The organism is Polyangium jinanense (genome assembly GCF_028435265.1).
Taxonomy (GTDB): domain Bacteria; phylum Myxococcota_A; class Polyangia; order Polyangiales; family Polyangiaceae; genus Polyangium; species Polyangium jinanense.
In genome coordinates this window covers 540803-562828 of sequence record NZ_JAGTJK010000003.1, presented here as the reverse complement: position 1 = coordinate 562828, position 22026 = coordinate 540803, and the positions used below count along the sequence as shown (strand labels likewise).

Genomic DNA, 22026 nt, shown 5'->3' with positions numbered 1-22026 from the left:
GGCGCCGGGTGGATCATGGCGCTCCTCCTTCATTTCGGAACGGAAACGATACCGATGCACCGCCCCCTCGCGATGGCTCTTGCCCTTGGCTTCAGCGTGGCTTCGTGGACGACCGCGGCCATTGCCGACGTCGTCCACGACATGCCGATCACGTGTCCGAGAGGCACCGAGAAGCACCTGAGCCACAACGGTCCTTATTGCATCCCGCCGATGCGCGCGGATTGCCCGGCCGGGTACGTGCCGAAGGTCCGCCACTCGACGTCCTATTGCGAGGCGCCTCCCCCCACGCCTTGCCCCAAGGGTCTGCACTGGGAGTCGGACGGGCCGAACGAGGCCTCGTGCCAGCTGAACTACAGCTGCGAAAAGGTGGGCGAGACGTGCGACAACGGCCAATGTGAGCGGCTCTCGTTCTGCATCGAGCGCCGGCCAACGCACCGCCACATCATACAAGTCGCCCACGGCACGTGTCGAACCCAGGCCGATTGCGCCGGGACTCCGGGCACCACGTGCGAAAAACGATTGACCTGCACCGACTCGGCGTCGCGGAAACACGAGGCCGCGCGCATCGAAGCCGCCAAAAACGTGCCCGCGAGCGCCGTCCCCGCGCCGTACGTGGCGAGCCCGATGGGCGGCGATCCGCCGCGATATCGTCTTCTCAAGGACGGCCAAAACCTCCCGGCCCTGCCCGACGTCCCCGAGCCGCCCGACGATACGCCGCAGACGCCCCCCGCCCCCGAAGCGCCCGAGGATGCCGGCGCGGCCCCCACGCCCGCCGATCCCGGTCCCGGCGATACGAAGCCGGTCGACGTGCCACAGGCGTCACCCAAACCGCCGAGCAGCGGCGGATGCGCGGGGTGCGAGGTGGGCGGGTCGGAGGACGACATGGTCGGCTGGGCCGCGCTCATGTGCCTGCTCGGCGTGGGAATCGCCCTGCGTCGAAAAGGTGGAGGAGGCTGACGAGCCGCCCGGGCACGTGAAACGCTACGGGTCTTCCTCTTCCGGAAGGCTGTTGTCGATGTAGGTGAACACGCGGGGGTCGCGTTTGTCGAACTTGACACAGAGGAAGTTGTCATCGTTGTTGTCGGTACCTCGGATGGCGTCCTCGAATCGCGGCGCCGCGAAGTTGACGAGCTTCCGAACCGTCCAGAGTTCCCATCCCGGGGGGCAGCTTCCCTCGGGTTGGGCCGCCATCGACGGCGGCGTCCCGAGCACGACCCAACCCAGGGCTGCGCCGAGCGCGAGGACGTGAGACCGGAACTTGGCTCGCATATCGTTCCCCTTCCCTGTCGGCAGCTCGATGCCCGATGAAGCCAACGCCCGCACAGCGCGCGAATGCGCTGCGCCCTGGCCCCGCTGACCGATGCGCGCAGTCTAGCCCTGGAGCGCACAGCCACGCCGTACGACCAATGCTTCGAATCCACGCGGGAGGCCCCTCGAATCGATGATGGTGGCGCGCACGCGGAAGCTCGTCGTGTCTCCTTCCCACGTGTTCTTGGTTTCCCTCATGGCCCCGCTGGACGAAACGACCGTCGAGGACGCGTGGAGACGCGCCCGTCCCGCCTCCGCGGGACTTGACAGCGGCGACACCATGTCACTATGACGGACACCCGTCCGCCATGGTGGACAAACTCGCCCACAGGAAGAGGAGGTTCTCGTCATGAGCCTGCAGCTTGGAAGCATCGCCCCTGATTTCGAGCAGGAGTCCACCGAGGGGACCCTCCGGTTCCACGCGTGGGCCGGCAGTTCCTGGGTGATCCTGTTCTCCCATCCGAAGGACTTCACCCCCGTCTGCACCACCGAGCTCGGCACCGTCGCCAAGCTCGAGGGCGAGTTCGACAAGCGCGGCGTCAAGGCCATCGCCCTCAGCGTGGACGACGTCGACTCGCATCGGCGCTGGATCAGCGACATCGAGGAGACCCAGAACACGAAATTGAACTACCCGATCCTCGCCGACGTGGACCGCAAGGTCTCGCATTTGTACGGGATGATTCATCCGCAGGCGAACGACACGCTCACGGTCCGCTCGGTCTTCGTGATCGATCCGAACAAGAAGGTCCGCGCCACGATCACGTATCCGGCGAGCACCGGCCGGAACTTCGACGAGATCCTGCGGCTGATCGACTCGCTGCAGCTCACGGACAACCACTCCGTCGCGACGCCTGCCAACTGGAAGGACGGCGACGAGGTGGTCATCGTCCCCTCGCTCCAGGACCCGGACGTCATCGCCAAGAAATTCCCCAAGGGTTACAACGCCGTGCGTCCCTACCTCCGCCTCACGCCGCAGCCCAACAAGTGAACCGGCTCGCGTGAACGCAGCGCGTAAACTTGGCGTCAAGGCGCTTGCCTCGTCCGTTAACACATCGTAATATCCGTTTTAGCGGACGTCACGACAGAGGTCGCTTTCTTCCTTGCCTCGTGTTGGGACGTCGAGGAGCGCTTGCATGAAGAATTCGCGAACAAGCTCGGTTTTCGCCCTGGGTTTTGGCTCGTTGCTCGCCGTGGTCGCACTGGCTGGCATGACCGGTTGCGGCGACGACGAGAAGACGGGTGACACGACGTCCAGCAGCTCGAGCTCGGGTTCGGGCGGCACCGGTGGTGCCGGCGGCGGCACGGGCGGCGCAGGCGGCCAGGGCGGCGCAGGTGGCGCGGGTGGCCAGGGCGGCGCAGGCGGCGCAGGCGGCGCGGGCGGCGCGGGTGGCCAGGGCGGCGCCGGCGGGCAAGGCAGCAAGTAATCGAGGCATGCCCGTGAGCACGGGGGGCGCTTTCTCGCGCCCCTCGCCGCTCGATCTCGCACGAGTCATTTCGAATCGAAATAGACCCCGCGGACCCACCGCGCGCCCGAGAAGGCCGTCCTTCCGTGCAGCATCCGGTGGTTGTCGTAGATCACGAAATCCCCGGGTTCGAGCCGGAGACGAACCTGGTGCCGCGGATCCCGTACGATCTCGGCGAACCGGGTGTACGCCCGGTACCAGGCCTCCATTTCAGCGAACGAGGCCTGAAAGGGGGCGAGCGTGAAATACGAATACCGCACGAGAAAGCCGCTCGGGCCCTTCATCGTGAGCAGCGGCGAATCCACGATCCGCTCGAACGATTTTTGCTTCCGGTGAAATCGCACAGGGAGCGTCGTCAGTCGCTCGAAGGCCGTCGCGTCGATCGACGCGACGTACCGCGCTGCGGCGAGCGCATCGCAGAAAAAGCTCTCTCCGCCGGCATCCGCCGTACGGATGCATTGGAGGAGCTGATAACGCGGCGGCACGTCGAGGAAGGGCTGATCGGTGTGGAGCTCGATCCCCGCGTCGGTATAGCCGAGCTGATCGGTGTTCTGGTTCGTCGTGTTGTCGGTGCGCAGGTCCTCCACGCGACCAAAATGCGTGCCGACAATGGCGAGGCCGGCGGTGGAGAACGCCTCGATGAGCGGCTCGGTATCGTCCTCGGGCGAGCGCCCCCACGCCACGGACGAACCCTGCACCACGCAAAGCCCCTCGTGACGCAAACGGTCGAGGCACGCATTCACGAGCGCGGCGACGTTCGGGAATCGACCGGCTTCGAGCGTCACCCGCGCGAGGTCCGAGGGCGGCGGCGCAACCTCGACGCGGCCCGGCGCATAGGCATGGACGCGGAGCCATTCGAGGTCGTAGCTGCTTTGCCGGCCGGAGGGTTCGTCCCAGGTGACGAGCACGCGGCGGCGCTGCGCATCGAGCCCCACGCTCCGCGGGCGAATGCCGAGCGGGACCTCCGACGCATCGAGCGTGCGCTCGCCGGTCCGCGGATGCCGATCGACGTAGCATTGGTGGCGTAGCCAGAACCAGTGGAAATCGGCGTGCGCGGGGCTCCCGCCGCCGAAATGGACACGCAGCCACCCCTCGTGGGCGACGAGCGAGGGGCCGGTGTCCGGTCCAGGGACGAGGTCAAGAGGAGCTGGCAACATGGCGGACACCCATCCACCATAGCGGACATCGGTCACCTCGGGAAGAGGCATTCGGCTGGGCCCCTCCGCTTTCGCCTCCCGCTCCCGCCTCCGCCCCCGGAGCGATACGTTCGCATCGGGAGGGCATATGAAGGCGACCGATCTGCTGCGATCCCACCATCGCGAAATCGTCGAGGTTCTCCAGCGCTTCCACAAGAACCTCGGCACGCCCGAGATCGAGCCCCTGCAACGCGAGCTCGCCACGCTGCTCGCCGCGCATTTGCGCGCCGAGCGGGAGATCTTTTATCCCGAGTGCGCAGAGGCGCTGAACGACCTCGACGTCATGCGCCCGCCTTACCTTCGGCAAGTCGACCTCGTGAACAAGCTTCGGAGCGTCGCGACGTCCAAGGGCGACGTCGATACCGTGCGCTCGCTGGCCCGTGAGGTCGAGCTGGCCCTTCAGGACCATTTCGCAGAGGAGAGCGAGTTTTACGTGAGAATCGAGGCCATCATGGGCGAAAAGGCCCTCGAAGACCTCGGCGGTGAGCTCGAGACCGCGCACGCGGAGGGGATGGAGCAGGGGTTCGAGCCCTTCCTCGCCGAGGGCGCCGTGGAGGAGGGCGATCTCGAGCGGTACGCCTTCCAGCGCCGCGAACGCGCAGCCCGCCGCACCGTGCCCATGAAGGAGCCCGACATCCATATCCGGAAAGACGCGCCGGCGGCGATCCGACACGCCGCGGCGAACGTGGCCGAAGACCAGGAACCGTCGAGCGGTCACCGCAGCAAACTCGCCGAGACCACCGAGGAAGAAGGCGCGCGAAAGGCGGGCGGGAGCCGGTAGCCCGCTCCTCGCAATCGAATCCGACGAGACGGACGCAACGCAACGGAGTTTTTTCCGCGGCTCCGCTCGAATTCGACATGCGTTTGATCTCGAACTTGGCCATCCGTGCGACCACAACGGTTCCATTCGACGCGGGAGGTGTCCAATGCGTCATACGAGGCTGTGGACGGCGTTCGGCGCAGTGATCGCCCTTTCCTTCGCGGTCCTCGGTTACTTCGGATTCGAGATTTATCGCAAAGCACCGCCGGTGCCGGATCGCGTCGTCGTGGCCTCGGACGGTCGCACGCTCTTCACGGGTCAGGATATTCGTGATGGTCAGAACGTCTGGCAATCGCTCGGCGGCCAAGAGGTCGGCTCGATCTGGGGGCACGGCGCGTACGTCGCGCCCGACTGGTCGGCGGATTGGCTGCACCGCGAGGCGACATGGATCCTCGACGTGTGGGCGCAGGGCGAGAAAGGGACCACCTTCGAAAACCTCCCCGCCCCGGAGCGCGCCGCGCTCATCGAGCGGCTCAAGGCCGAGATGCGCACGAACACCTACGACGCGACGTCTGGCACGCTCACAGTGAGCCCGCTCCGCGCCCGCGCGATCGAGGCGGTATCGAAGCATTACGCCGCAGTGTTCGGCGCCGATCCCGCGATGGCCGAGCTACGCGACGCTTACGCCATTCCCGCCGAGACGATCAAGGACCCCGAGCGCCAGCGCCGCATGAACGCCTTCTTTTTCTGGGCGGCCTGGGCGTGCGCGACCGAGCGGCCCGGGGCGAGCATTACGTACAGCAACAACTGGCCCTCCGAGCCGCTCATCGGCAATCACCCCTCGGGCGCGGTCGTCGTGTGGTCGGTCGTGAGCTTCGTCCTCTTGCTCGCCGGGATCGGCGCCCTCTCGTGGTATTTCGCGGCGCAGCGCCACCGCCCGACGGAGGACCCCGTCTATCCCGAACGTGACCCGCTGGTCGGCCTCGAGGCGACGCCCTCGATGCGGGCGACACGCAAGTATTTCTGGGTCGTCGCCGCGCTCATCGTCGCGCAGATCGGGCTCGGCGCGGTGAGCGCGCATTACGGCGTCGAGGGCTCGGGCTTCTACGGCATCCCCCTCGACCGGTGGTTGCCTTATGCCGTCACGCGCACGTGGCACGTGCAGCTCGGCATTTTCTGGATCGCCACGGCGTGGCTCGCGACCGGCCTCTTCATGGCGCCGGCCGTCGGCGGCCACGAGCCGAAATTCCAGCGCGCGGGCGTCAACGTCTTGTTCGTCTGCCTGCTCGTCATCGTCGTCGGCTCCCTCGCCGGCCAGTGGTTCGCGATCCAGCAGAAGCTCGGGCTCGAAGCGAATTTCTGGTTTGGCCACCAGGGCTACGAATACGTCGACCTCGGCCGTTTCTGGCAAATCTTCCTGTTCGTAGGCCTGTTCCTCTGGCTCTTCTTGGTCGGGCGCGCGATGTGGCCGGCCTTCAAGAAGGGCGGCGAAAACAAGAATCTGCTCGCGCTCTTCCTTCTTGCCTCCGCGGCGATCGGCCTCTTCTACGGCGCGGGCCTCATGTGGGGCCGGCAGACGAACCTCGCGATGGCCGAGTACTGGCGCTGGTGGGTCGTTCACCTCTGGGTCGAGGGCTTCTTCGAGGTCTTCGCCACGGTCGTGATCGCATTCCTCTTCACGCGCATGGGCCTTTTGCGTGTCGCGACCGCTACCTCGGCCGTGCTCTTCTCGACGGTGCTGTTCCTCTCGGGCGGCATCATCGGCACCTTCCACCACCTCTATTTCACGGGCACGCCCACCTCGATCCTCGCCCTCGGCGCGACGTTCAGCGCGCTCGAGGTCGTGCCGCTCGTCCTCATTGGCTTCGAGGCCTACGAAAACCTCACGCTCACGCGCGCGAGGCCGTGGGTCGCGGCGTACAAGTGGCCGATTTACTTCTTTGTGGCCGTCGCATTCTGGAACCTCGTCGGCGCGGGGCTCTTCGGCTTCTTCATCAACCCGCCGATCGCCCTCTATTACATGCAGGGCCTGAACACGACGCCCGTCCACGGCCATACCGCGCTCTTCGGCGTCTACGGCATGCTCGGCATCGGCCTCATGCTGTTCTGCCTGAAGGGTTTGTCGACGCACCGCGCGTGGAAGACCGGCGCGCTCTCCTTCGCGTTCTGGTCGATCAACATCGGGCTCGTGTTGATGGTGCTCCTGAGCCTCCTGCCACTCGGACTGCTCCAGACTTGGGCCAGCGTTGAGCACGGGATGTGGTATGCGCGCTCGGCCGAGTTCCTGCAGACGCCGCGAATGGACACGTTGCGGTGGCTGCGCGTCATTGGAGACACGACGTTCGCCGCGGGCGCGCTCGCGCTCGGGTGGTTCGTCCTGGGGCTGAAGACGGGGTGGTCGCTGCGCGCCGAAGGCGATCCGGGCCTCGAGCGCGAGCGCGAGGCGCTCCTGATCGGGCAGCCGGCCGAAAAAAAGACCTGACGAAACCCTCGCCTGGCTACGACAAACCGCCCCGCCTCCGCACGATCCAGTGCACCCCGACGAGCATCGCTGCCCCGAGCGTCCACGCCCAGGGCGGCAGGAGCGGCGAGACCCGCCTCTCCGCCGCGATCTGCGTCGCCGCCGGCAGCGGCAGGCTCCCGATCTGATCCACCGTCACGCTCTTGCCCCCGGTCGCCGCCGCAATGGCCGCGAGCCGCTCCGGATCGGGACGCGTGTCCGCCCACTCGTCGCCGCCGCGCTCGCAGGCGAAGTCCCGACGGGTCGTCGGACCGCGCTGCGCCGAGGTCGCGCCGTCCGAGAGCGCGCCCGTCTCGCTCGGCACGATCTCCACCGTCGCCGAGTAGCCGCCCGGCTGCAATTTGCCCGCGTCGAGCGAGAGCGGCTCGCCCTTGCCATCGAGCTTCGCCGACAGCGTGCGCGCCTCTTCGCCCGTGCCGAGCTTGCGGATCGTGATCTTCGCGTCGCCCTTCTGTCCGGGCAGCGGCCGGAGCGTGAGGGTCGTGTCCTCCCCGGCGATGCACCCGTCCGCGAGCTCCACGACCGCGGGCTCGAAGCGCGGATCCCGCATGAGCCAGCCGAGCAGCGCATCCCAGAACGCGCCGTGCGCCCGGCCCGCCGCGTTCGCCGCGAACGCGCTGAAGAGCAGCCGGTGCGAGCCGTCGATGGCGAGCGCGATCGTGCGCCCACTGCCGTGCTCACCAAGCGCGAGGATCGGCATCGGCCCGCCTTTCGGCGTCCTGCGCGTCGGGTGCTCGAGCAGCACCGTCGCGCCCGGCCGCGCGTCGCCGACCACGTTCGCGCCCGGCATCTCGGGCCATTCCTCGCCGATGAGATCCCGGAGCGGCCCGAGCACCGGCGCGGCGCGTCCCGCCTCGGTCGTGCGCGGGACGAACGAGGCCACGTCCACGCCCTGCGCATCCGGCCCACGATCGAGCCCGACGGGCAGGACCTCGGCGAGCGGCGTGCCCGCGTAGTTCCCCGGGACGAACGCGTCCGGGCCGCCGACCATGATCAAGCCGCCGCCCTTGTCGACGTACCGCGCGAGCGATCGCAGATGCTTCGCGAGGCCATACGGCGCGGCGTTGAAGTCCTGGAGCACCACGGCGTCGAAGCTCGGGAGGTGCTCGCTGAAGAGCTCGTCGACCGGGAACGGGATGAGCGCGAGCTCCTCGGACGGCGCGACCACGTCGTCGGTCGGCGTGCGCAGGATGAAGAAGGCCACGACGTCGACCGACGCATCCGCCTTGAGCCACATGCGGAGCGCGCGCACGTCGTACGTCGGCCGCCCGGCCACGTGCAGCACGCGCACGCGATCGCGCGCGACGTCGATCGTCATGTACCGCGTGTCGTTGTCCGGCACCGCGTCGCCGTCCGGCGCGTCGATCGACACCTCGAGGATCCGCGCGCCGGCGCGGTCGAGCGTGACTTCGAGCTCCAGTGTCGCCGATCCGGAAGACGCGTTCGCCTTGCCCGACGCGAGGAGCGTCGGCTCGCCGCTCTCGCGCAGCTCGCGCAGCGACACCGGGATCTCGTCGCAATCGAGCCCGCCCGCGCAGCCGATCTCGACCCGCAACGTGAGCGGCTGATGCGCGACCGCCGCGCCTGCCGCTCGCACCGCCCGCACGCTCGCATCGCGCGGCGCCTCCGTCGCGAGCGAGACCGCGTGCACCGGCACCGTCAGCGTCCCCAGCGCGGCGCGGATCGCCTCGCCGGCCTGCGCCTCCCCGGGCCGATCCAACCTTCCATCCGAGAGCACGACGATCGCCGCGGGCCGCTCGTCCGCCGCGCGCGCGACCGACTCGATCGCGCCGGCGAGATCCGATCGTGGCATCGGCCGCGCCGCGAGCAGCGCCTGCCCGAGCCGACCTTCCGGCCCGGTTGACGCTCCCTCGGCCGCCCCATTCGCGAGCGCGGCCGTGAGCGGCGTCGGCGCTCCTTTGCCAAACGCGAGCCCGTAGAGCCGCACCTCGGCGCCGTGCTTCGAGAGCTCGCCGAGCGCGCGCACGGCCTCCTCCCGGCGCGTCTTTCCCGCGGGCCCGGGCAAATCGATCGAGCGCGACGCGTCGGCCAGCACGACCACGCGTGGCCCCACGAGGCTGCCCTTGCTCTGGATCGCCACCGGCCGCAGCACCGCGCAGAGCAGCCCGAGCGAGGCGAGGGATCCCGTGGCGAATGCGAGCAGCCGCGAGCCCCGCGAGCGCTTGAGCTCGAGCGCGAGCAGCACGATGCCGAGGACCGTGAGCAGGGCGGCGAGGAGCTGGTAGGACGGCGCGAGATCCCCCGACGGCGCGAGGCTCGTCGTCATGGCGAAGGCTCCGCCGCGCGGCGTCGCATCAGGAAGGGCGCGTGCACCTGGTCGTCCTTGTAGTTCGAGCAGAGCACGAACATCGCGACGTTCACCGCGAGCCGTGCGGCCTGCTCACGCTGCGGCTCGCCGTTCGGCACCACGACGAACGGATGCGTCCCGTTCGCCGCGCGGGCGAGCGCGCCGAGCACGTCGTGCTTGGCGAAGATCACCTGCGGCACGCCGCCGCGCAAAATCGCTTCGAGCTTGGGTTCGCCCTCGACGCGGCCAACGGCGCGGCGGAGCAGGTAAAACGATCGGAAAAGCACGTTCTCCGTGCCGATCGGGATGGGCGCGCCGTCGGGCAAGACGCGGGCGAGCTCGCGCCGCGCGGCTTTCCCGAACGTGCCCGACTCGGGCGCGAAGTCGTCGACGAAGAGCACGCCGCCGAGTGCGAGGAAGCGCCGGATGCCAAGCACCTCGCGCTCGGTCAGGGCCGGCACGTCGTCCTCGCCGCCCCAGATCGCGAAAGGCTCGGCGAGCAGCGCGGGCGCGTCAGCGCGCACCGTCGTGGGCGAAAGGCGTGCGGGCGCGCTCGTGCGCCGCGTCAGCTCCTCGGACCAGCGCGCGGGTCCGGTCGTTCGCGCGCCCTCCCATCGCGCCGTCCCCGTGAGCAGGATCCGCGGGTTGAACGCCCCTTCCTCCCCGAACGCCCGCGACGGCCGCGGTACGAGCGCGACGAGCAGGAGCGCCACGATCACGAGGAGCACCGAGCTCACCCGCGCGCGCATCAATCGAAATCCTCCACGTGCCACACGCCCGCCTCGCGACGCAGCTTCACCTCGTGGCCGCCCGGCACCTGCACGGTCGCGCGATCGCCGGAGACCTGAACCTCGAGGCCCTCCGGGTGCTCGAGCCCCTCAACGAGCGAGCGCAGATCGTTCTCGATCGCGCTCCGCGTGGACGGCGAGAGCACACGCAGAAGGCCCGCATAACTGCGCCGCGCGAGGACACGCCGGAGCTGTTCGAGCGCCTGCGCGGGCGTCTTCGCGCCTGCGGGGAGCGCGTCGGCAGCCGAGATCCGGAAGACGCCGCCTTCGAGCTCCAGCGTCGCGTCTTCGCCATCGGCGTAACGCATGCGGGCGTGGGCTTTGATCGTCACGCCGGGCGCGGCGAGGGCCTTGGCCTGATCGGCGAGCTCGCTGCGCTCCTCGGCCACGATGCGGCGCACGTCCTCGCGGGACAGGCTCCGCTGGGCTTTCGCGCTCATCATGCCGTGGATCGCGTCGGCGTCGCCGCGGGCGGCTGCGTCGGCGTAGGCCTTCACGGCGTCCTTCGGGTCGGGCATGTCGGAGCCGCCGCACGCGGCGAGGGCGAAGGCGAGGCACGCGAAGGTCACGAACCGGGGCACGGGCGGAGCCTAGTACAAAACGGACGACCCGGGGCCTCGACCTCGCGGCGGACGACCTCGACCCCTGTTCTCCTTGCGATGGTTGGGGCTCCGCTCGGCAAAGCCGAGCACTGCCTCCAAACCCCCTGGTGACTTGAGCCGGAGCGCTGTACACGTTGGAGCGGATCTCGCATGTCGGGCCGCCCTTTCATCCGCCTCGCGGACCTCACGGACCTCGACGGGTTCTCCGATCACATCGTCCGCCACTCGGCCGAGAGCGGACGCGAGGGCTCCTTGCATTTCGCGATCTCGCGTTCGCCCGAGCGCGCGAGCGTCCGCGAGCATGCGCGACAGCGCTGGGAGCGCGCGCTGGAGGAGTCGCTCTGGGGCCGGTGTTTCCTGCTCGTCGAGCCCGTGCGGGGCTGGGTCGTGGGGCACCTCGAGCTGCGCGGCGGGCGCTTCTCGGCGGAGATGCACCGGGCGATCCTCGGCATGGGCATCGAGCGGGGCTACACGCGCAAGGGCCACGGCCAGCAATTGATGGAGGCCGCGATCGGATGGGCGAAACGCACGGGCAAGATCGCCTGGATCGACCTCGGCGTCTTCGAGCACAACCTCCCCGCCCGGAGCCTCTACCAGCGGATGGGCTTCGTGGAGAACGGCAAGCGCAAGGACGCCTTCCGGATCGATTCGGGAATGCACGTGACGGACATTTCGATGTCGCTCCGGATCGGCTGACACGGATTCGACAGCGAATTCGACGTCATGAATGCTTTGTGTCCGAGTCGTACACTTCCTGCGCTCCACTCCAAGCGTACGAACATGTAATGGAACGTTCGTCGAAGGCGGTACGAAAGTAGTACGTGCACCTACTTGACGAACGTCTTCCGGTCGTGAACGACTACATTCTGTATGGGGGGAGAATCGCGGATTCTTTTGGTCGACGACGATCCGATGTTCGGCGCGGAAGCCGTGCGATGGCTCCGCGCCGCGGATCTCGACGTCACGTTTCATCAAGGGCCTCTCGGCACGCTCCAGGCGGTGAAAGCCACGCGTTGCGAGCTCGTCGTGATCGACGTCAACATGCCGAAGGTCGATGGGGGACTTCTCGTGCGAATGATCCGGGACGCCTTTGGCCTCGGTCGTACCCGCGTGATGCTCTGCTCCGACATGCGGCAAGACGTGCTCACGGCGCTCGCCAAGGCCCTGCAGGTGCCTTCTGTCGCGAAGAGCGCGGGCTTCGAAGTGCTCGTCGAGAGCGTGCGTGCGGCCCTCCGCGAGCCGCGCGTTCGTGGGCCCGACGCGCCCGACGAGGCGAACCCCGCCTGCGACAGCGACACCTCGTGCGTCCCGTCCTCGGTTCGTCCCGTCACACCCGAGGTGGGGCGTCGTCGACCGACGCCGCGCCGCGTACGTGGTCGTTGATTGCATCCCGCGCGGTCCCGGAAGCTCATTCTGTAGGCGCAAACCCTCGGATGAGCGTACGCCACGTCGAAAGCACGCGCCCGAGCCAGGGCAGATCGAACACCGGCGAGACCACGGTGTACGTGGTCAATCGATCCAGGAAGAACCACGCGAGCGAGGCGCCGAATGCAGCTCGTAATGCCTCGTCGTCGAGGCCCGGCGCGACCATCTCGGCGTGGACACGCACGAGGGCAAACGCCTCTTCGGCGGTCGTGTCCGGGGAAAGCGTCCAGCAAAGAAGCTCCGCGAGATCACGCGTCCCAGGGCCGAGCGCCGAGAGCTCCCAGTCGTAGAGGACGATCCCCGCGTCCGAGGGTCCTCGTCGTAATGCGAGGTTCCGCGGATTGACGTCATTGTGCAGCAGCGTCGCCGGCACCGCAGCGAGCGCATCGGCCCAACGGACGTCGTCGAGCAGACGCGCCGCCAGAGCTGCAACGTCCGCGTCGATGCGCGTTCGCGCGTGCCCGAAGAGCGCCTCCCAGAGCGGCACGAGCTCCGCCGCGACGGTCCCGGCGGCCCGCGCCCAGGGCACCACGGACAGCGCCGCGGCAGGGCCTTGCAAATCCGCATGCAATCGAGCGAGTCCCCGCACCGCGCGCCGCACCGCATCGAGCGGCCAGGGCTCGGCGACGGCGTCGAGCGCTTCCACCTGGTCGCCTTCGCGCAATCGTTCGAGGATGAGCGGAGCGTCGATCGCGTCGTCGTGCGGGGAAAAACAGCGAGGCCGCACGCGCGCGAGCTCCGCATGGTCGAGGCCATAGAGTGCACGTTCGCGTGTATGGGCAGATGCGACGTCGAGCCAATGGCCGTGCATTTCCAGCGCGGCGGCGAGCGTGGGGCTCGAAGCGCGCGCCACGTCGGTGCAAAGGGCGCGGAGCTCGTCACCGCGGGCCGACGCTTTGAGCACGACGTCGAGCTCGCGGCCATCGTCGAGCATCAACATCGCGGGGTAAACGCCGACGGGGCGATCGCAAAAACCACAAGCGAGGCGGCTCAACAGACCGCTGCCCGTGATCGCGGGCATCACGCGGGCCGAGGTGACCTCGCGCGATACGCCGTCGACGACGACCCGCCGAGGTGCCTCCGGAAGCGCGCGGGACGCCGCGGTCGCGCGCGCGCGGCGCCGGGGCGGGAGCGGAAGCGCGGAGGCCGCTTGCCACGCGGCGACGCGATCATCGAGGAAAGCGGGATCGACGGGCTCGGTCCCGCGATAGGCGGGTGCGATCGATATCACGGCGCGCCGCGCTCGCTCGTACGTTCGCAATGTGCCGGCGCGGAAAAACGGCCACAGCCCTCGCAATCGCCCCCGGCGATGAAGGCCTATTCCTTCGACGCGGGCGAGCCATGCTTCCCACGGAATCAACGCGACATCATACCCCGCGAGCGCCAGCCACGCGACCACCTCCCGGAGCGAGCGTGACTCGTCCCCCACGTGGACGAGCAGAGGCCCCGCATCGACGAGATCCGCGAGGACCCGGGCGAGGTGGTCCCGTGGGCAAACCGAAAACGGCAAATCGAGGTCCGGGGCCGCGCCCGCCTCGATGCACGCGCGGAGCAAAATGGCCACCACGTCGTCCACGCTCGCCTCGCCGTCCTTCCCGCCGAGCACGAGCGAAGGCCGCACGATCGTGGCCGAGAGCCCCTCCTTTCGCGCTCGATCCACGAGGAGCTCGGCCACGGCCTTCGAGGATGCATACCCGAGCGGCAACCGCGGGAGCCGCGCGCGAAGGGCCGAGGGCGGCTCGTCGTCGCCGAGCACGGCCCCCGGCGCGGCCGCGCCGTCGTGACACACGATCTGCGAGGATACATGGACGAGCCGCGCCCCCGCGGCGGCGCAAAGGGCGATCACCTCGGCCGTCCCGCAGGCATTCGTGGGCGCGAGCGACGAATACGGCAAGACCCAATTCACGGCCCCCGCCACGTGCACGACCACGTCGAGCTCTCGGGCGAGCGCACGATGACGCTCCTCCCCGAGCCCGAGGTTCGGCAGGCAGACGTCCCCGGCCAAACCCCGAGCGCCGTCCGCGCCCCTCGCCAGCACGAGCACTCGTTTGTCACGACGCACGAGCTCGGCGACGACGGCGCGCCCGACGAACCCCGTCCCGCCGGTGACGAGAATCACGCCGCCGCCCGATCGACGTGGTTTCGGGCGCGGCAGGGGGTGCTCCAGATCCTTTATCCAGGGCGCATCGAGCGCTATCGTTCCCTCGACGAGGGCGCGCAGGGACGGCGCGCCGCCCCACACGTCGAGCGAAATCGTGCGACCGAGCAGATCCCCGAGCACGGCCGCGGCGTCTGCGGCCTTCAGCGAATCGAGCGGCAACCGCGCGGGCGGCTCGTCGATGTCGATTTCGTCGAGCGAAAGGCCCGTGACCCTCGCAAGCATGAGATGCGCCGCGCGCAGCCGACTCCCCTCCCCTGGCGACCCCTCCAGCGCCGGCGGCGGACGAACGGGCATTTCGATTTCACCAGCGCGCAACATGGCCTCGGTCGCCCGTCGCTGGAGCTTGCCCGAAGACGTCTTCGGCAACGTGTGTTTCGGGACGAGCGCGACATCCACGAAGATCCCGTGCTCGAACGCCACGGCGCGATGAACGGCGGCCCTCACCGCGGCGCGGCCGGCGTCGTCGAGCCGACCGTCGACCTCGCAAACCACGACGGGCCGCGGCTCCCCTCCCCCCGCGACATCCTCGAGCAACACGGCGCAGACGCATCCCCGCCGAATCGCCGGATGCGCGCCCTCGGCCGCACGCTCGACGTCGTGCGCGTGATGATTCTCGCCGCGGACGATGAGCACGTCCTTTTGCCGGCCCACGAGGAAGAGTTTGTCCGCGCGTCGATATCCGAGATCCCCCGTCCGCAAAAAGGTCTGCTCCGACCCCGCGAGCGTCGCGCCAAACACCCCACGTGTCGCCTCTTCGTCGCCCCAGTACCCATCGGCGACGCTCCCGCTCTGGAGCCAGATCTCCCCGATACGCCCGTCCGGGAGCGGCCGCTGCGTCTCCAGATCCACCACCCGCACCGTGACGAGCGGCGGGATTTCTCCCACGCAAACGACGTCGATCGCGCGCTCGCCGCCCGCCTCCTCGGCTTCGCCACGCGCAAGGGCAGCGGCCGACAGGCGCTCCACGGTGTACGGCGCGTGCGTGCGGCACGAAGCGAGCACGGTATGCTCGGCGAGCCCGTAACAGGGAAACCACGCAGCCGCGGAGAAACGCGACGGCGCGAACGCCTCGGCGAACGCCGCGAGCGTGCTCGCGCGAATGGGCTCGGCGCCGCAATACGCCTGGGCCCAGCAGGAGAGATCGAGCTTTTCGCGCGCGGCCGGATCGATTTTTCGCATGCATAGATCATAGGCAAAGTTCGGCCCGCCGCTCCGCATCGCCCCGAAGCGCTCGATGGCCCGAAGCCACCGCAGCGGTCGTTCCAGAAAAACCCACGGCGGCATCAACCAAGCCGGCCAGCCGCCGTCGAGCGGGAGCAAGATTCCCTCGATGAGCCCCATGTCGTGAAATTGAGGGAGCCAGCTCACGGAGGCGCGCGGAATCATGGGCGCGACGCCATGAATGACGTGCAGGTTGTGCGAGAGGTTGCTCCGCAGAATACGCACGCCCTTCGGCGCAGCCGTCGATCCCGAGGTGTATTGGAGAAACGCGAGGCCATCCTCGCGCGGCTCCTCGACGCGGCGGCCCGCGCGTGGGACCTCGGTCACGTCGATCCAGGGCAAACACGCGAGCGCGGGCACGGTCTCGTCGAGGATCGGGCGATACGGCAAAATCACGGCCGTCGTGAGCACGCCCGCGGGCGCTGCATTCGCGACGAGATGGCCAAGCCGCGCGAGGCTGCGCGCCGGCTTGTGTGGATCGGGCGGGATCGCGGGCACCGCGACCCTCCCCGCGCGAAGGCAAGCGAGGAAAGCGACCACGAAATCGAGCCCCGGCGGGAAAAGCAGGAGCACCCGCGCGTCCTCGGGAAAACGCTCGACCAACGCAGCGGCCACGTCGTCGACGCGCGCATCGAGCGCGCCCAACGAGAGCGAGGCCGAGACAACCTCGCCGTCGTCGAGAAACCCGAGCGCGTGCTCGTCCCCCCGCGCCTCGGCGCGCCGGCGCAATTTCAGGGGCAGGAACGTGAGCTCGCCGGTCACGCCGCTGCTCGCTGGTTTGGCGCGGCAAGCTCGGCCTCGAAGGCCTGGAAGATGCCACGCACGTGGTCGGCGTGCTCGCGGGCGGTCTCGGGCCGCCAGCCGCTCGTGTCGATCTCGGGCAAGACGTGCACGATGACCTTCGTCCGCGTCATGACCCAGCTTTTTCCGGGATTCTCGGCCCGCGGAATCTCGAGGTACACCGGCACCATCGGCGCCCCGAGGGCCGCCGCCAGGTGAAACGCGCCCTTGTTGAAAGGCCCGACGCCGCCCGAAATCACGCGTGTCCCTTCCGGGCTCAAATACACGGCGTCGCCCGTCTTTCGGAGCACCTTGCACGCGGCCGCGAAGAGCTTGCGTCGTTTTTCGGTGTACGTCTGCGGCACCGTGAAAAACGTGCCGACACACACCGCCACGAGCGCGCCCGGCGGAAACACCCACGCGCCGCGCTTCATGAAGAATCGCGCTCGCGGCAGGCGTAGCGAGAGGAGCACGAAGAGGTCGATCGACGAGGTGTGGTTCGAGACGTACACCACGCGGCGCTCCGGGAGCGGAAGCACGGGAGCACGCACCTCGACGGAGACGCCGGAGAGGCGAAGCACGACGGAAGCGGCCCAGGCCCCGAGCCCTTCGGCCACGGCGCGCCGGCCGAGGAGGAGACGCACGAGGACGAAAAGCGGCGAGAGCGCCGTGACGAAGACAATGGTCAAAAGGAGGGCGACGAGGCCCCGAATACGCTTCAGGCTCACGGCGAAGCCCCCGACGCCGGCCGTTCGAGGACGATCGTCTGCATGGCCAGGTTGAGCTGTTTCTCGAAGAGCAAGACCGGGGAGAGCGCGAGTTGTCCCGCGAAATACGGGCCGATCGCCTTGCCCACGTCGAGCCCCTTGCCACGCAGCACGTGGAACGCCGTGCCCGCGAAGAGATAAAAATAGGCCGGGAAGGCGCCCCAGGGCACGTGGTCAACGATCGAAAGGCCGCTCTTTTCGCACATCGCCCGGAGCGTTTGCCAATCGAAGAGCACCGTGTGTTGCGGCGCCTGGAGCCCTGGCCAGCGATCCTTGAAGAGCCGGAAGCTCACCGAATCGAGGCGCGGCACCTCGATCACGACACGTCCCCCGGGCGCGAGCAGGCTGCGCGCGCGCGTGAGCGTCTGCAGCGGCTCGTAATCGTGCTCGAGGAAATGCCACATCGTGATCAGATCGAAGCGCGCGTCGCCGAAGTCGATGTCGGAGAAGACGCCGAGACGAAAATCGACGCCTTCGAGCAGCGGATTGTCCCGGAGATCCTTGAAATCCACGCCGGTCACGACGGCGCCGTGCTTCCGGCGGAGCATCTGCAGGAAGCTGCCCACGGCGCAGCCGATGTCGAGCACGCGCATGCCACGCCGCAGGGAGACGTACCGACCACAAAGCTCGACCTTGCGGCGATCGTGGCCGTTCATGCCCCATTCATAAAGAGGCGTGAACACGCCCCAATCTTTCTTTTTGCGGTGGGCGATGTACTCGGAGTCGTAATAGGCGCCGATGTCGTCCTGGAGGATGCGCGGCCGCTGATAGGCGAGGTCACACGAGCAGCAGCGCACGAAGCGGAACCGGCCGGGTTTACCGGTGAGGTCGTCCTCGGCTTCGATCAGGAAATCGGCGTCGCGCCCGCCGCAGCCTGGGCAGGCATTGTCTTCCATGCGGTGCTTCGTCTCCGGGAGCGTGGCCTCGATCGTCATCGTCGTGTCCTTCAGGGGAAAATGCGGTCGTGAAGCAGCCAGACGGCGAGTCCGGCGCAGAGGCAAACAAGGTCGACGAGGGCAAGCGCGAGCGCGAAAGGCGAGCGGCGCGCCTCCGCGTCGTGCAGGAGCTCGTAGGAGCCAACCACGCCGTAAAGCGCCAGAGCGCGGCCGAGAACCACGCGCGGAGGCATGGCGGGGAACGCGAGCGCAATCGCGAGCGCGGGCACCTTGAGCAGAATCACGTGGGCGAAGACCACACGCAGGTGGGGCCACACCGAGCGCGCTTCATAGACGCCCGCCGCAGCGGCAAAGGTGGCGCCTGCGAGAGGAGCGTACTCACCGCCGAGCACGAGGGTGGGGACGCAGGAGGCGACGAGGCCGACATACGCGAGGCTCCGAGGCCCTTTCGAAGAAGGGAGGCGGCAGAGCACACGCATGGGGTAGTGACGGCGATCGTGCGCGAGGTCCTCGACGTCGTCCCACAACCGAAGCGCGACGATGCACACGAACGCCACCAGGCCGCGGACGAGCATGTTCCTTGCGCCGCCCGCGAGCGTGATCAGGAGCGCAAGAGGCACGAGCAGATACCACGACGCGAGCACGCGCTCGCAGAACCAGTCCCAGGCCCACGGGCCCACGTCGAGCCGCTCGTGTTCAGGGGAATCGGACATGTCCCGTGTCTCCATCGACGACGATGTCGCGCCCGTGGGAGATCCGCGTGGTCGCCTCGGGGACACCGACGACCGAAGGAATGCCGAGCTCCCGCGCGAGGATCGAACCATGCGAGAGCATGCCGCCACGCTCGAGGACGAGGCCCTTTACCAGGAAAAACAGCGGTGCCCAGCCGGGATCCGTTTGTCGCGCGACGAGCACGTCGCCGGGCGCGAGCCTCGCCGCATCCGCGAGGCCTCCGAGCACCGCGGCGCGCCCCGAGACGCGGCCACCGCTCGCCGGGACGCCGCGCAGAACGCCGTCGTCGGTCGAGAGATCGGGCGCGGGTGCGGCAGACGTTTCGAGCGCGGAAGGCGCGACGAACGTGCCCGCGGCGAGGGTGAAGACGTCGGGTAGATCGAGCGCGGAGAGCGCGGCATGTTCGTCGCGGCGCGTCGCGACGAGCACACGCACATCGCTCGGGGAAGCGCGGTCCGCCGCGAGATCCGCGAGCTCGTCGAACCGAAAGAAAAATACGTCGTCGACGGCGTCCGTGATGCCTGCCGCGACAAGCCGCCGGCCGAGGGCGAGCGCGACGCCGCGCAGGCGCGTATACAGCAAGGCCTGCCGAAATCGCGCGCGCTCGCGGAGCTGCACGGAGGTCTGCGTCGCGAGCACGAGCGCGTCGAAGAGCGGTCGCAAGGCGCGACGAGGTCCCGTGAGCCGCGCGCGAAGCCGCGCTGTCTCGCGCTCCCGCTCGGCCCGCTGGCGCTCGAAGGCACGCGCGGGGCTCTCGATGCTTGGATCTCCAACGGCTTCCACGTACCGCGAGAGCAGCAGCAAGAGGCGGTCGGGCTCCTCCGCGAGCGAGGGCTCGGTGAGCAAGAGCTCGCCCGATCCGCGAAAGCCGAACCGATCGAGCCATTCATCGACACGCGCGCCGAGCTCCGGATCGAGCGCACCGCGAAACACGGCAAACCTCCCGCCACACGTGGCGAGCGCCTCCCGCGCAGGTGCATCCGCGTGCACCACGACCGCAAGCTCCCAGAGCGAACGCAGCGACCACGCGCCGGCGACGTCGAGCCCCTTCAGAAGCGCATGATGCCGCGCCGCAGGATCGTCCGTGCCATGCACGCTCGCGCCCGCGTCGTCGCGATCGATCACGCGAAGCAGCGCTTGCAGCGCCCGGTACGTGACGGCGGCCGCGCAATCGGCGAGCGAGGCGTCGACCCAGCGCCGCAGCCGCACGTCGAGGATCGCTTCGAGTCCTTCGGCAAGCGCGCGCTCCGGCATCGTCGCGACCTCGCGCGGATGAAAACGCGACGCGACGTCGTCGACCGCACGTTCGAAGCGGGCCACGCGCGCCGGCAGATCACGATACGCGCGCGCCACGTGCGTGATCACGCGGCCGAGCGCCGTGATCTCGTCGGTCACGCGCCGCCCCTCGGGCGAGGAAGCGCCTGCACCGACGAAGACGTCGAAGCTGTCCACGAACCAGTCGCCGAACGGCATGAGCCGGAGGACCGCGTGGATGTGCGAGAGGTTGTAGTAGAGCCGCGCGCCGAGCGCGTCGACGATGCCCCGGAACGCCTCGTCGTGGGCCGCGATGCGCGCGTCCTCGATGCCGAACTCGCGTGCCAGGTTGCGGAAGTACGCGTCGTACCCCGCGCGGGCGAATGAGACGACCAGCGGCGTCACCGGCGCCGGGAAGTTCTCGCTGATGTTCGCGTTCGACCAGAGGAACGTGCGCCGATCCGTGACGGGCCGCGCCTGCACGATCCAGAGCGCGCCCTCGGGATCGACGGCCCACTCGACATCGAGCGAGAGGCCTCGCCGCCGTTCGAGCGTGGTCGCGTGTTTCACGAGCTCACGCGCGGCATCGTTCGTCAGCGGAAACGGGCTCCCGTCCTCCGGCAAACGCTCCACGTGCGCGATGCGCCGCGTGCCTTCCGAAGCACGGCGATCCAGGCGGAAAGCGCCCGGCGTGATCGCGCCGTCGACGAGCGCTTGCCCGTGCCCGCGGCACCATTCGCCACGAAGCATGACGCCGTCGGTGAAAAGAACGCCGGCCGCCGCGCTGGGAACGAGCCGCTGTACGACGACGGCGACGCCCTGCAAACGCACCTTGCGGGCCTCCTCGTACGCGCGCACGCGAAGCGCCGCGCGCGAGGCCACAGAGCGCCGTACAGCCGCGACGAGCGCCGCAGAATCCGCGCCGTCGACCGGAAAGATCGATTCGAGAAGCCCCGCAAAAGCCGCGGTCGTCCCGTCCTCGCCGACGGCCGAGCTCCGCACGATCAGCGGGCCACCGCCGAGCCTCCGGCGCACCTCGTCGAGCGCCTCCACGCAGCGCGCAGGCACGGGTTTGCCCTCGTCCGTCAGCGCCGCGGAGAACGCGGTCGTCAGGATCACGCCTTCGGGCACTGGTGCCCCCACGGCGCGGAGCTCCTGCAGCGATCGCCCCTTCCCGCCGACGAGCGCGACGTCGTCGACGCCGTCGAACCCACGCACGAACGGCCGTCTCCGCAGCATCCCCTCGATCCCCCCGCGCCCCTTCATCCTGCCCTCTTCTTCACGCCCAGCACCCACAAAAGGGCACTGAAAAGCCCGTGGATCGGCGGCCCGATCAGGAGGCAGTAAAACGCCGTCCTCCAGGATAGTTCGACCACCAACGATGCGCCGACGAGCGCGCCCACGACCGAGTCCAGCCGATCCGCCACGGCCGAGATCACGCGTCCCACGCGATGCTTCGGCGGCGCGCCGGGCTCGACGTCGAGCTGACGTTTGACGAACGAATTCGGCAGCTCCCCGAGCATCAACCCGAGCGCCGAGACCGCACCGAGCAGAAAAAGCCCGGACAACGAAAGAGGCCACACGGCGAGGCCGAGGCGCGGAGCCGCGGTCCCGAGGCCGGCCATGGCGAGCGCGGTCGCGGGCACGATGACCACGAAGCCACGCGTGGTCTTGTTGTCGCCGAAGATGCGTCGCCCCCGGAACGTGCATCCGCCGTCGAGCGGACGCGTGAAACGTTTCGAGAGCGGGTGCGCGAACCACGCGGACTGGCAGGCGCCGCCGAGGACGAAGCTCCCGACGAGGAGCCCGGCACAAGCGAGCGGAGAGAGCGCCACGGGTTCCAC

At 68.8% G+C, this 22026-nt stretch carries 18 protein-coding genes; 7 read left to right on the top strand and 11 right to left on the bottom strand.

Going from position 1 to position 22026, the window contains the following annotated elements; all coding sequences use genetic code 11:
* The first annotated feature begins 54 nt into the window (after window positions 1-54).
* On the top strand, window positions 55-957 hold the full coding sequence (locus KEG38_RS10910; RefSeq protein WP_272419237.1) for a hypothetical protein: 903 nt from the start codon (window positions 55-57) through the stop codon (window positions 955-957).
* 24 nt (window positions 958-981) lie between these two features.
* On the opposite strand, the gene KEG38_RS10905 is transcribed toward KEG38_RS10910, so the two are convergent.
* Complete coding sequence (locus tag KEG38_RS10905) at window positions 982-1269, bottom strand: hypothetical protein (RefSeq protein WP_272419235.1); 288 nt, start codon at window positions 1267-1269, stop codon at window positions 982-984.
* A 388-nt stretch (window positions 1270-1657) separates the two neighbouring features.
* Here KEG38_RS10905 and KEG38_RS10900 point away from each other — a divergent pair, with 388 nt between their 5' ends.
* On the top strand, window positions 1658-2296 hold the full coding sequence (locus KEG38_RS10900) for a peroxiredoxin (protein WP_272419232.1): 639 nt from the start codon (window positions 1658-1660) through the stop codon (window positions 2294-2296).
* A gap of 145 nt (window positions 2297-2441) precedes the next feature.
* Window positions 2442-2732: a hypothetical protein gene (locus KEG38_RS10895; RefSeq protein WP_272419231.1), complete on the top strand. Its 291-nt coding sequence runs from the start codon at window positions 2442-2444 to the stop codon at window positions 2730-2732.
* 65 nt (window positions 2733-2797) lie between these two features.
* Here KEG38_RS10895 and KEG38_RS10890 read toward each other — a convergent pair whose 3' ends face one another.
* A complete protein-coding gene (locus tag KEG38_RS10890) occupies window positions 2798-3928 on the bottom strand; it encodes a TauD/TfdA family dioxygenase (protein ID WP_272419229.1) in 1131 nt (376 codons plus the stop codon).
* Between the two features lie 127 nt (window positions 3929-4055).
* Here KEG38_RS10890 and KEG38_RS10885 point away from each other — a divergent pair, with 127 nt between their 5' ends.
* Both KEG38_RS10885 and KEG38_RS10880 read left to right on the top strand, forming a co-directional pair.
* Window positions 4056-4748, top strand: coding sequence for a hemerythrin domain-containing protein (locus tag KEG38_RS10885; protein WP_272419227.1), 693 nt, complete (start codon window positions 4056-4058; stop codon window positions 4746-4748).
* Between the two features lie 145 nt (window positions 4749-4893).
* Complete coding sequence (locus KEG38_RS10880) at window positions 4894-7209, top strand: nitric-oxide reductase large subunit (RefSeq protein WP_272419225.1); 2316 nt, start codon at window positions 4894-4896, stop codon at window positions 7207-7209.
* Between the two features lie 16 nt (window positions 7210-7225).
* On the opposite strand, the gene KEG38_RS10875 is transcribed toward KEG38_RS10880, so the two are convergent.
* The 3 genes from KEG38_RS10875 to KEG38_RS10865 are packed head-to-tail and all read right to left on the bottom strand — an operon-like array spanning window position 7226 to window position 10925.
* Entirely contained in the window at window positions 7226-9535 is a 2310-nt protein-coding gene (locus tag KEG38_RS10875) for a glutamine amidotransferase (RefSeq protein ID WP_272419223.1), read from the bottom strand.
* Window positions 9532-10305, bottom strand: coding sequence for a DUF4159 domain-containing protein (locus KEG38_RS10870; protein ID WP_272419222.1), 774 nt, complete (start codon window positions 10303-10305; stop codon window positions 9532-9534). The genes KEG38_RS10875 and KEG38_RS10870 overlap by 4 nt, the downstream gene beginning before the upstream one ends.
* On the bottom strand, window positions 10305-10925 hold the full coding sequence (locus KEG38_RS10865) for a hypothetical protein (RefSeq protein WP_272419220.1): 621 nt from the start codon (window positions 10923-10925) through the stop codon (window positions 10305-10307). Before KEG38_RS10865 ends, KEG38_RS10870 begins: the two co-directional genes overlap by 1 nt.
* A 171-nt stretch (window positions 10926-11096) precedes the next feature.
* On the opposite strand from KEG38_RS10865, the gene KEG38_RS10860 reads away from it, so the two are divergent.
* Both KEG38_RS10860 and KEG38_RS10855 read left to right on the top strand, forming a co-directional pair.
* Window positions 11097-11642 (top strand): GNAT family N-acetyltransferase, encoded by a 546-nt coding sequence (locus tag KEG38_RS10860; RefSeq protein WP_272419218.1) that lies wholly within the window; start codon window positions 11097-11099, stop codon window positions 11640-11642.
* Between the two features lie 174 nt (window positions 11643-11816).
* Entirely contained in the window at window positions 11817-12329 is a 513-nt protein-coding gene (locus KEG38_RS10855) for a response regulator (RefSeq protein WP_272419216.1), read from the top strand.
* Between the two features lie 25 nt (window positions 12330-12354).
* On the opposite strand, the gene KEG38_RS10850 is transcribed toward KEG38_RS10855, so the two are convergent.
* From KEG38_RS10850 to KEG38_RS10825, 6 genes are read right to left on the bottom strand one after another with little or no spacing between them, the layout of a single operon-like run.
* On the bottom strand, window positions 12355-16515 hold the full coding sequence (locus KEG38_RS10850) for an AMP-binding protein (RefSeq protein WP_272419214.1): 4161 nt from the start codon (window positions 16513-16515) through the stop codon (window positions 12355-12357).
* A complete protein-coding gene (locus KEG38_RS10845) occupies window positions 16512-17261 on the bottom strand; it encodes a lysophospholipid acyltransferase family protein (RefSeq protein WP_272419212.1) in 750 nt (249 codons plus the stop codon). The genes KEG38_RS10850 and KEG38_RS10845 overlap by 4 nt, the downstream gene beginning before the upstream one ends.
* Window positions 17258-18235 carry a class I SAM-dependent methyltransferase gene (locus KEG38_RS10840; protein ID WP_272419210.1) on the bottom strand — a complete coding sequence of 326 codons (978 nt, stop codon included), beginning with the start codon at window positions 18233-18235 and terminating at the stop codon, window positions 17258-17260. The genes KEG38_RS10845 and KEG38_RS10840 overlap by 4 nt, the downstream gene beginning before the upstream one ends.
* An 11-nt stretch (window positions 18236-18246) precedes the next feature.
* On the bottom strand, window positions 18247-18909 hold the full coding sequence (locus tag KEG38_RS10835) for a hypothetical protein (protein ID WP_272419208.1): 663 nt from the start codon (window positions 18907-18909) through the stop codon (window positions 18247-18249).
* A complete protein-coding gene (locus tag KEG38_RS10830; RefSeq protein ID WP_272419207.1) occupies window positions 18893-21448 on the bottom strand; it encodes a PEP/pyruvate-binding domain-containing protein in 2556 nt (851 codons plus the stop codon). The genes KEG38_RS10835 and KEG38_RS10830 overlap by 17 nt, the downstream gene beginning before the upstream one ends.
* Window positions 21445-22017, bottom strand: coding sequence for a CDP-archaeol synthase (locus tag KEG38_RS10825; protein WP_272419204.1), 573 nt, complete (start codon window positions 22015-22017; stop codon window positions 21445-21447). The genes KEG38_RS10830 and KEG38_RS10825 overlap by 4 nt, the downstream gene beginning before the upstream one ends.
* Between the last annotated feature and the right edge of the window lie 9 nt (window positions 22018-22026).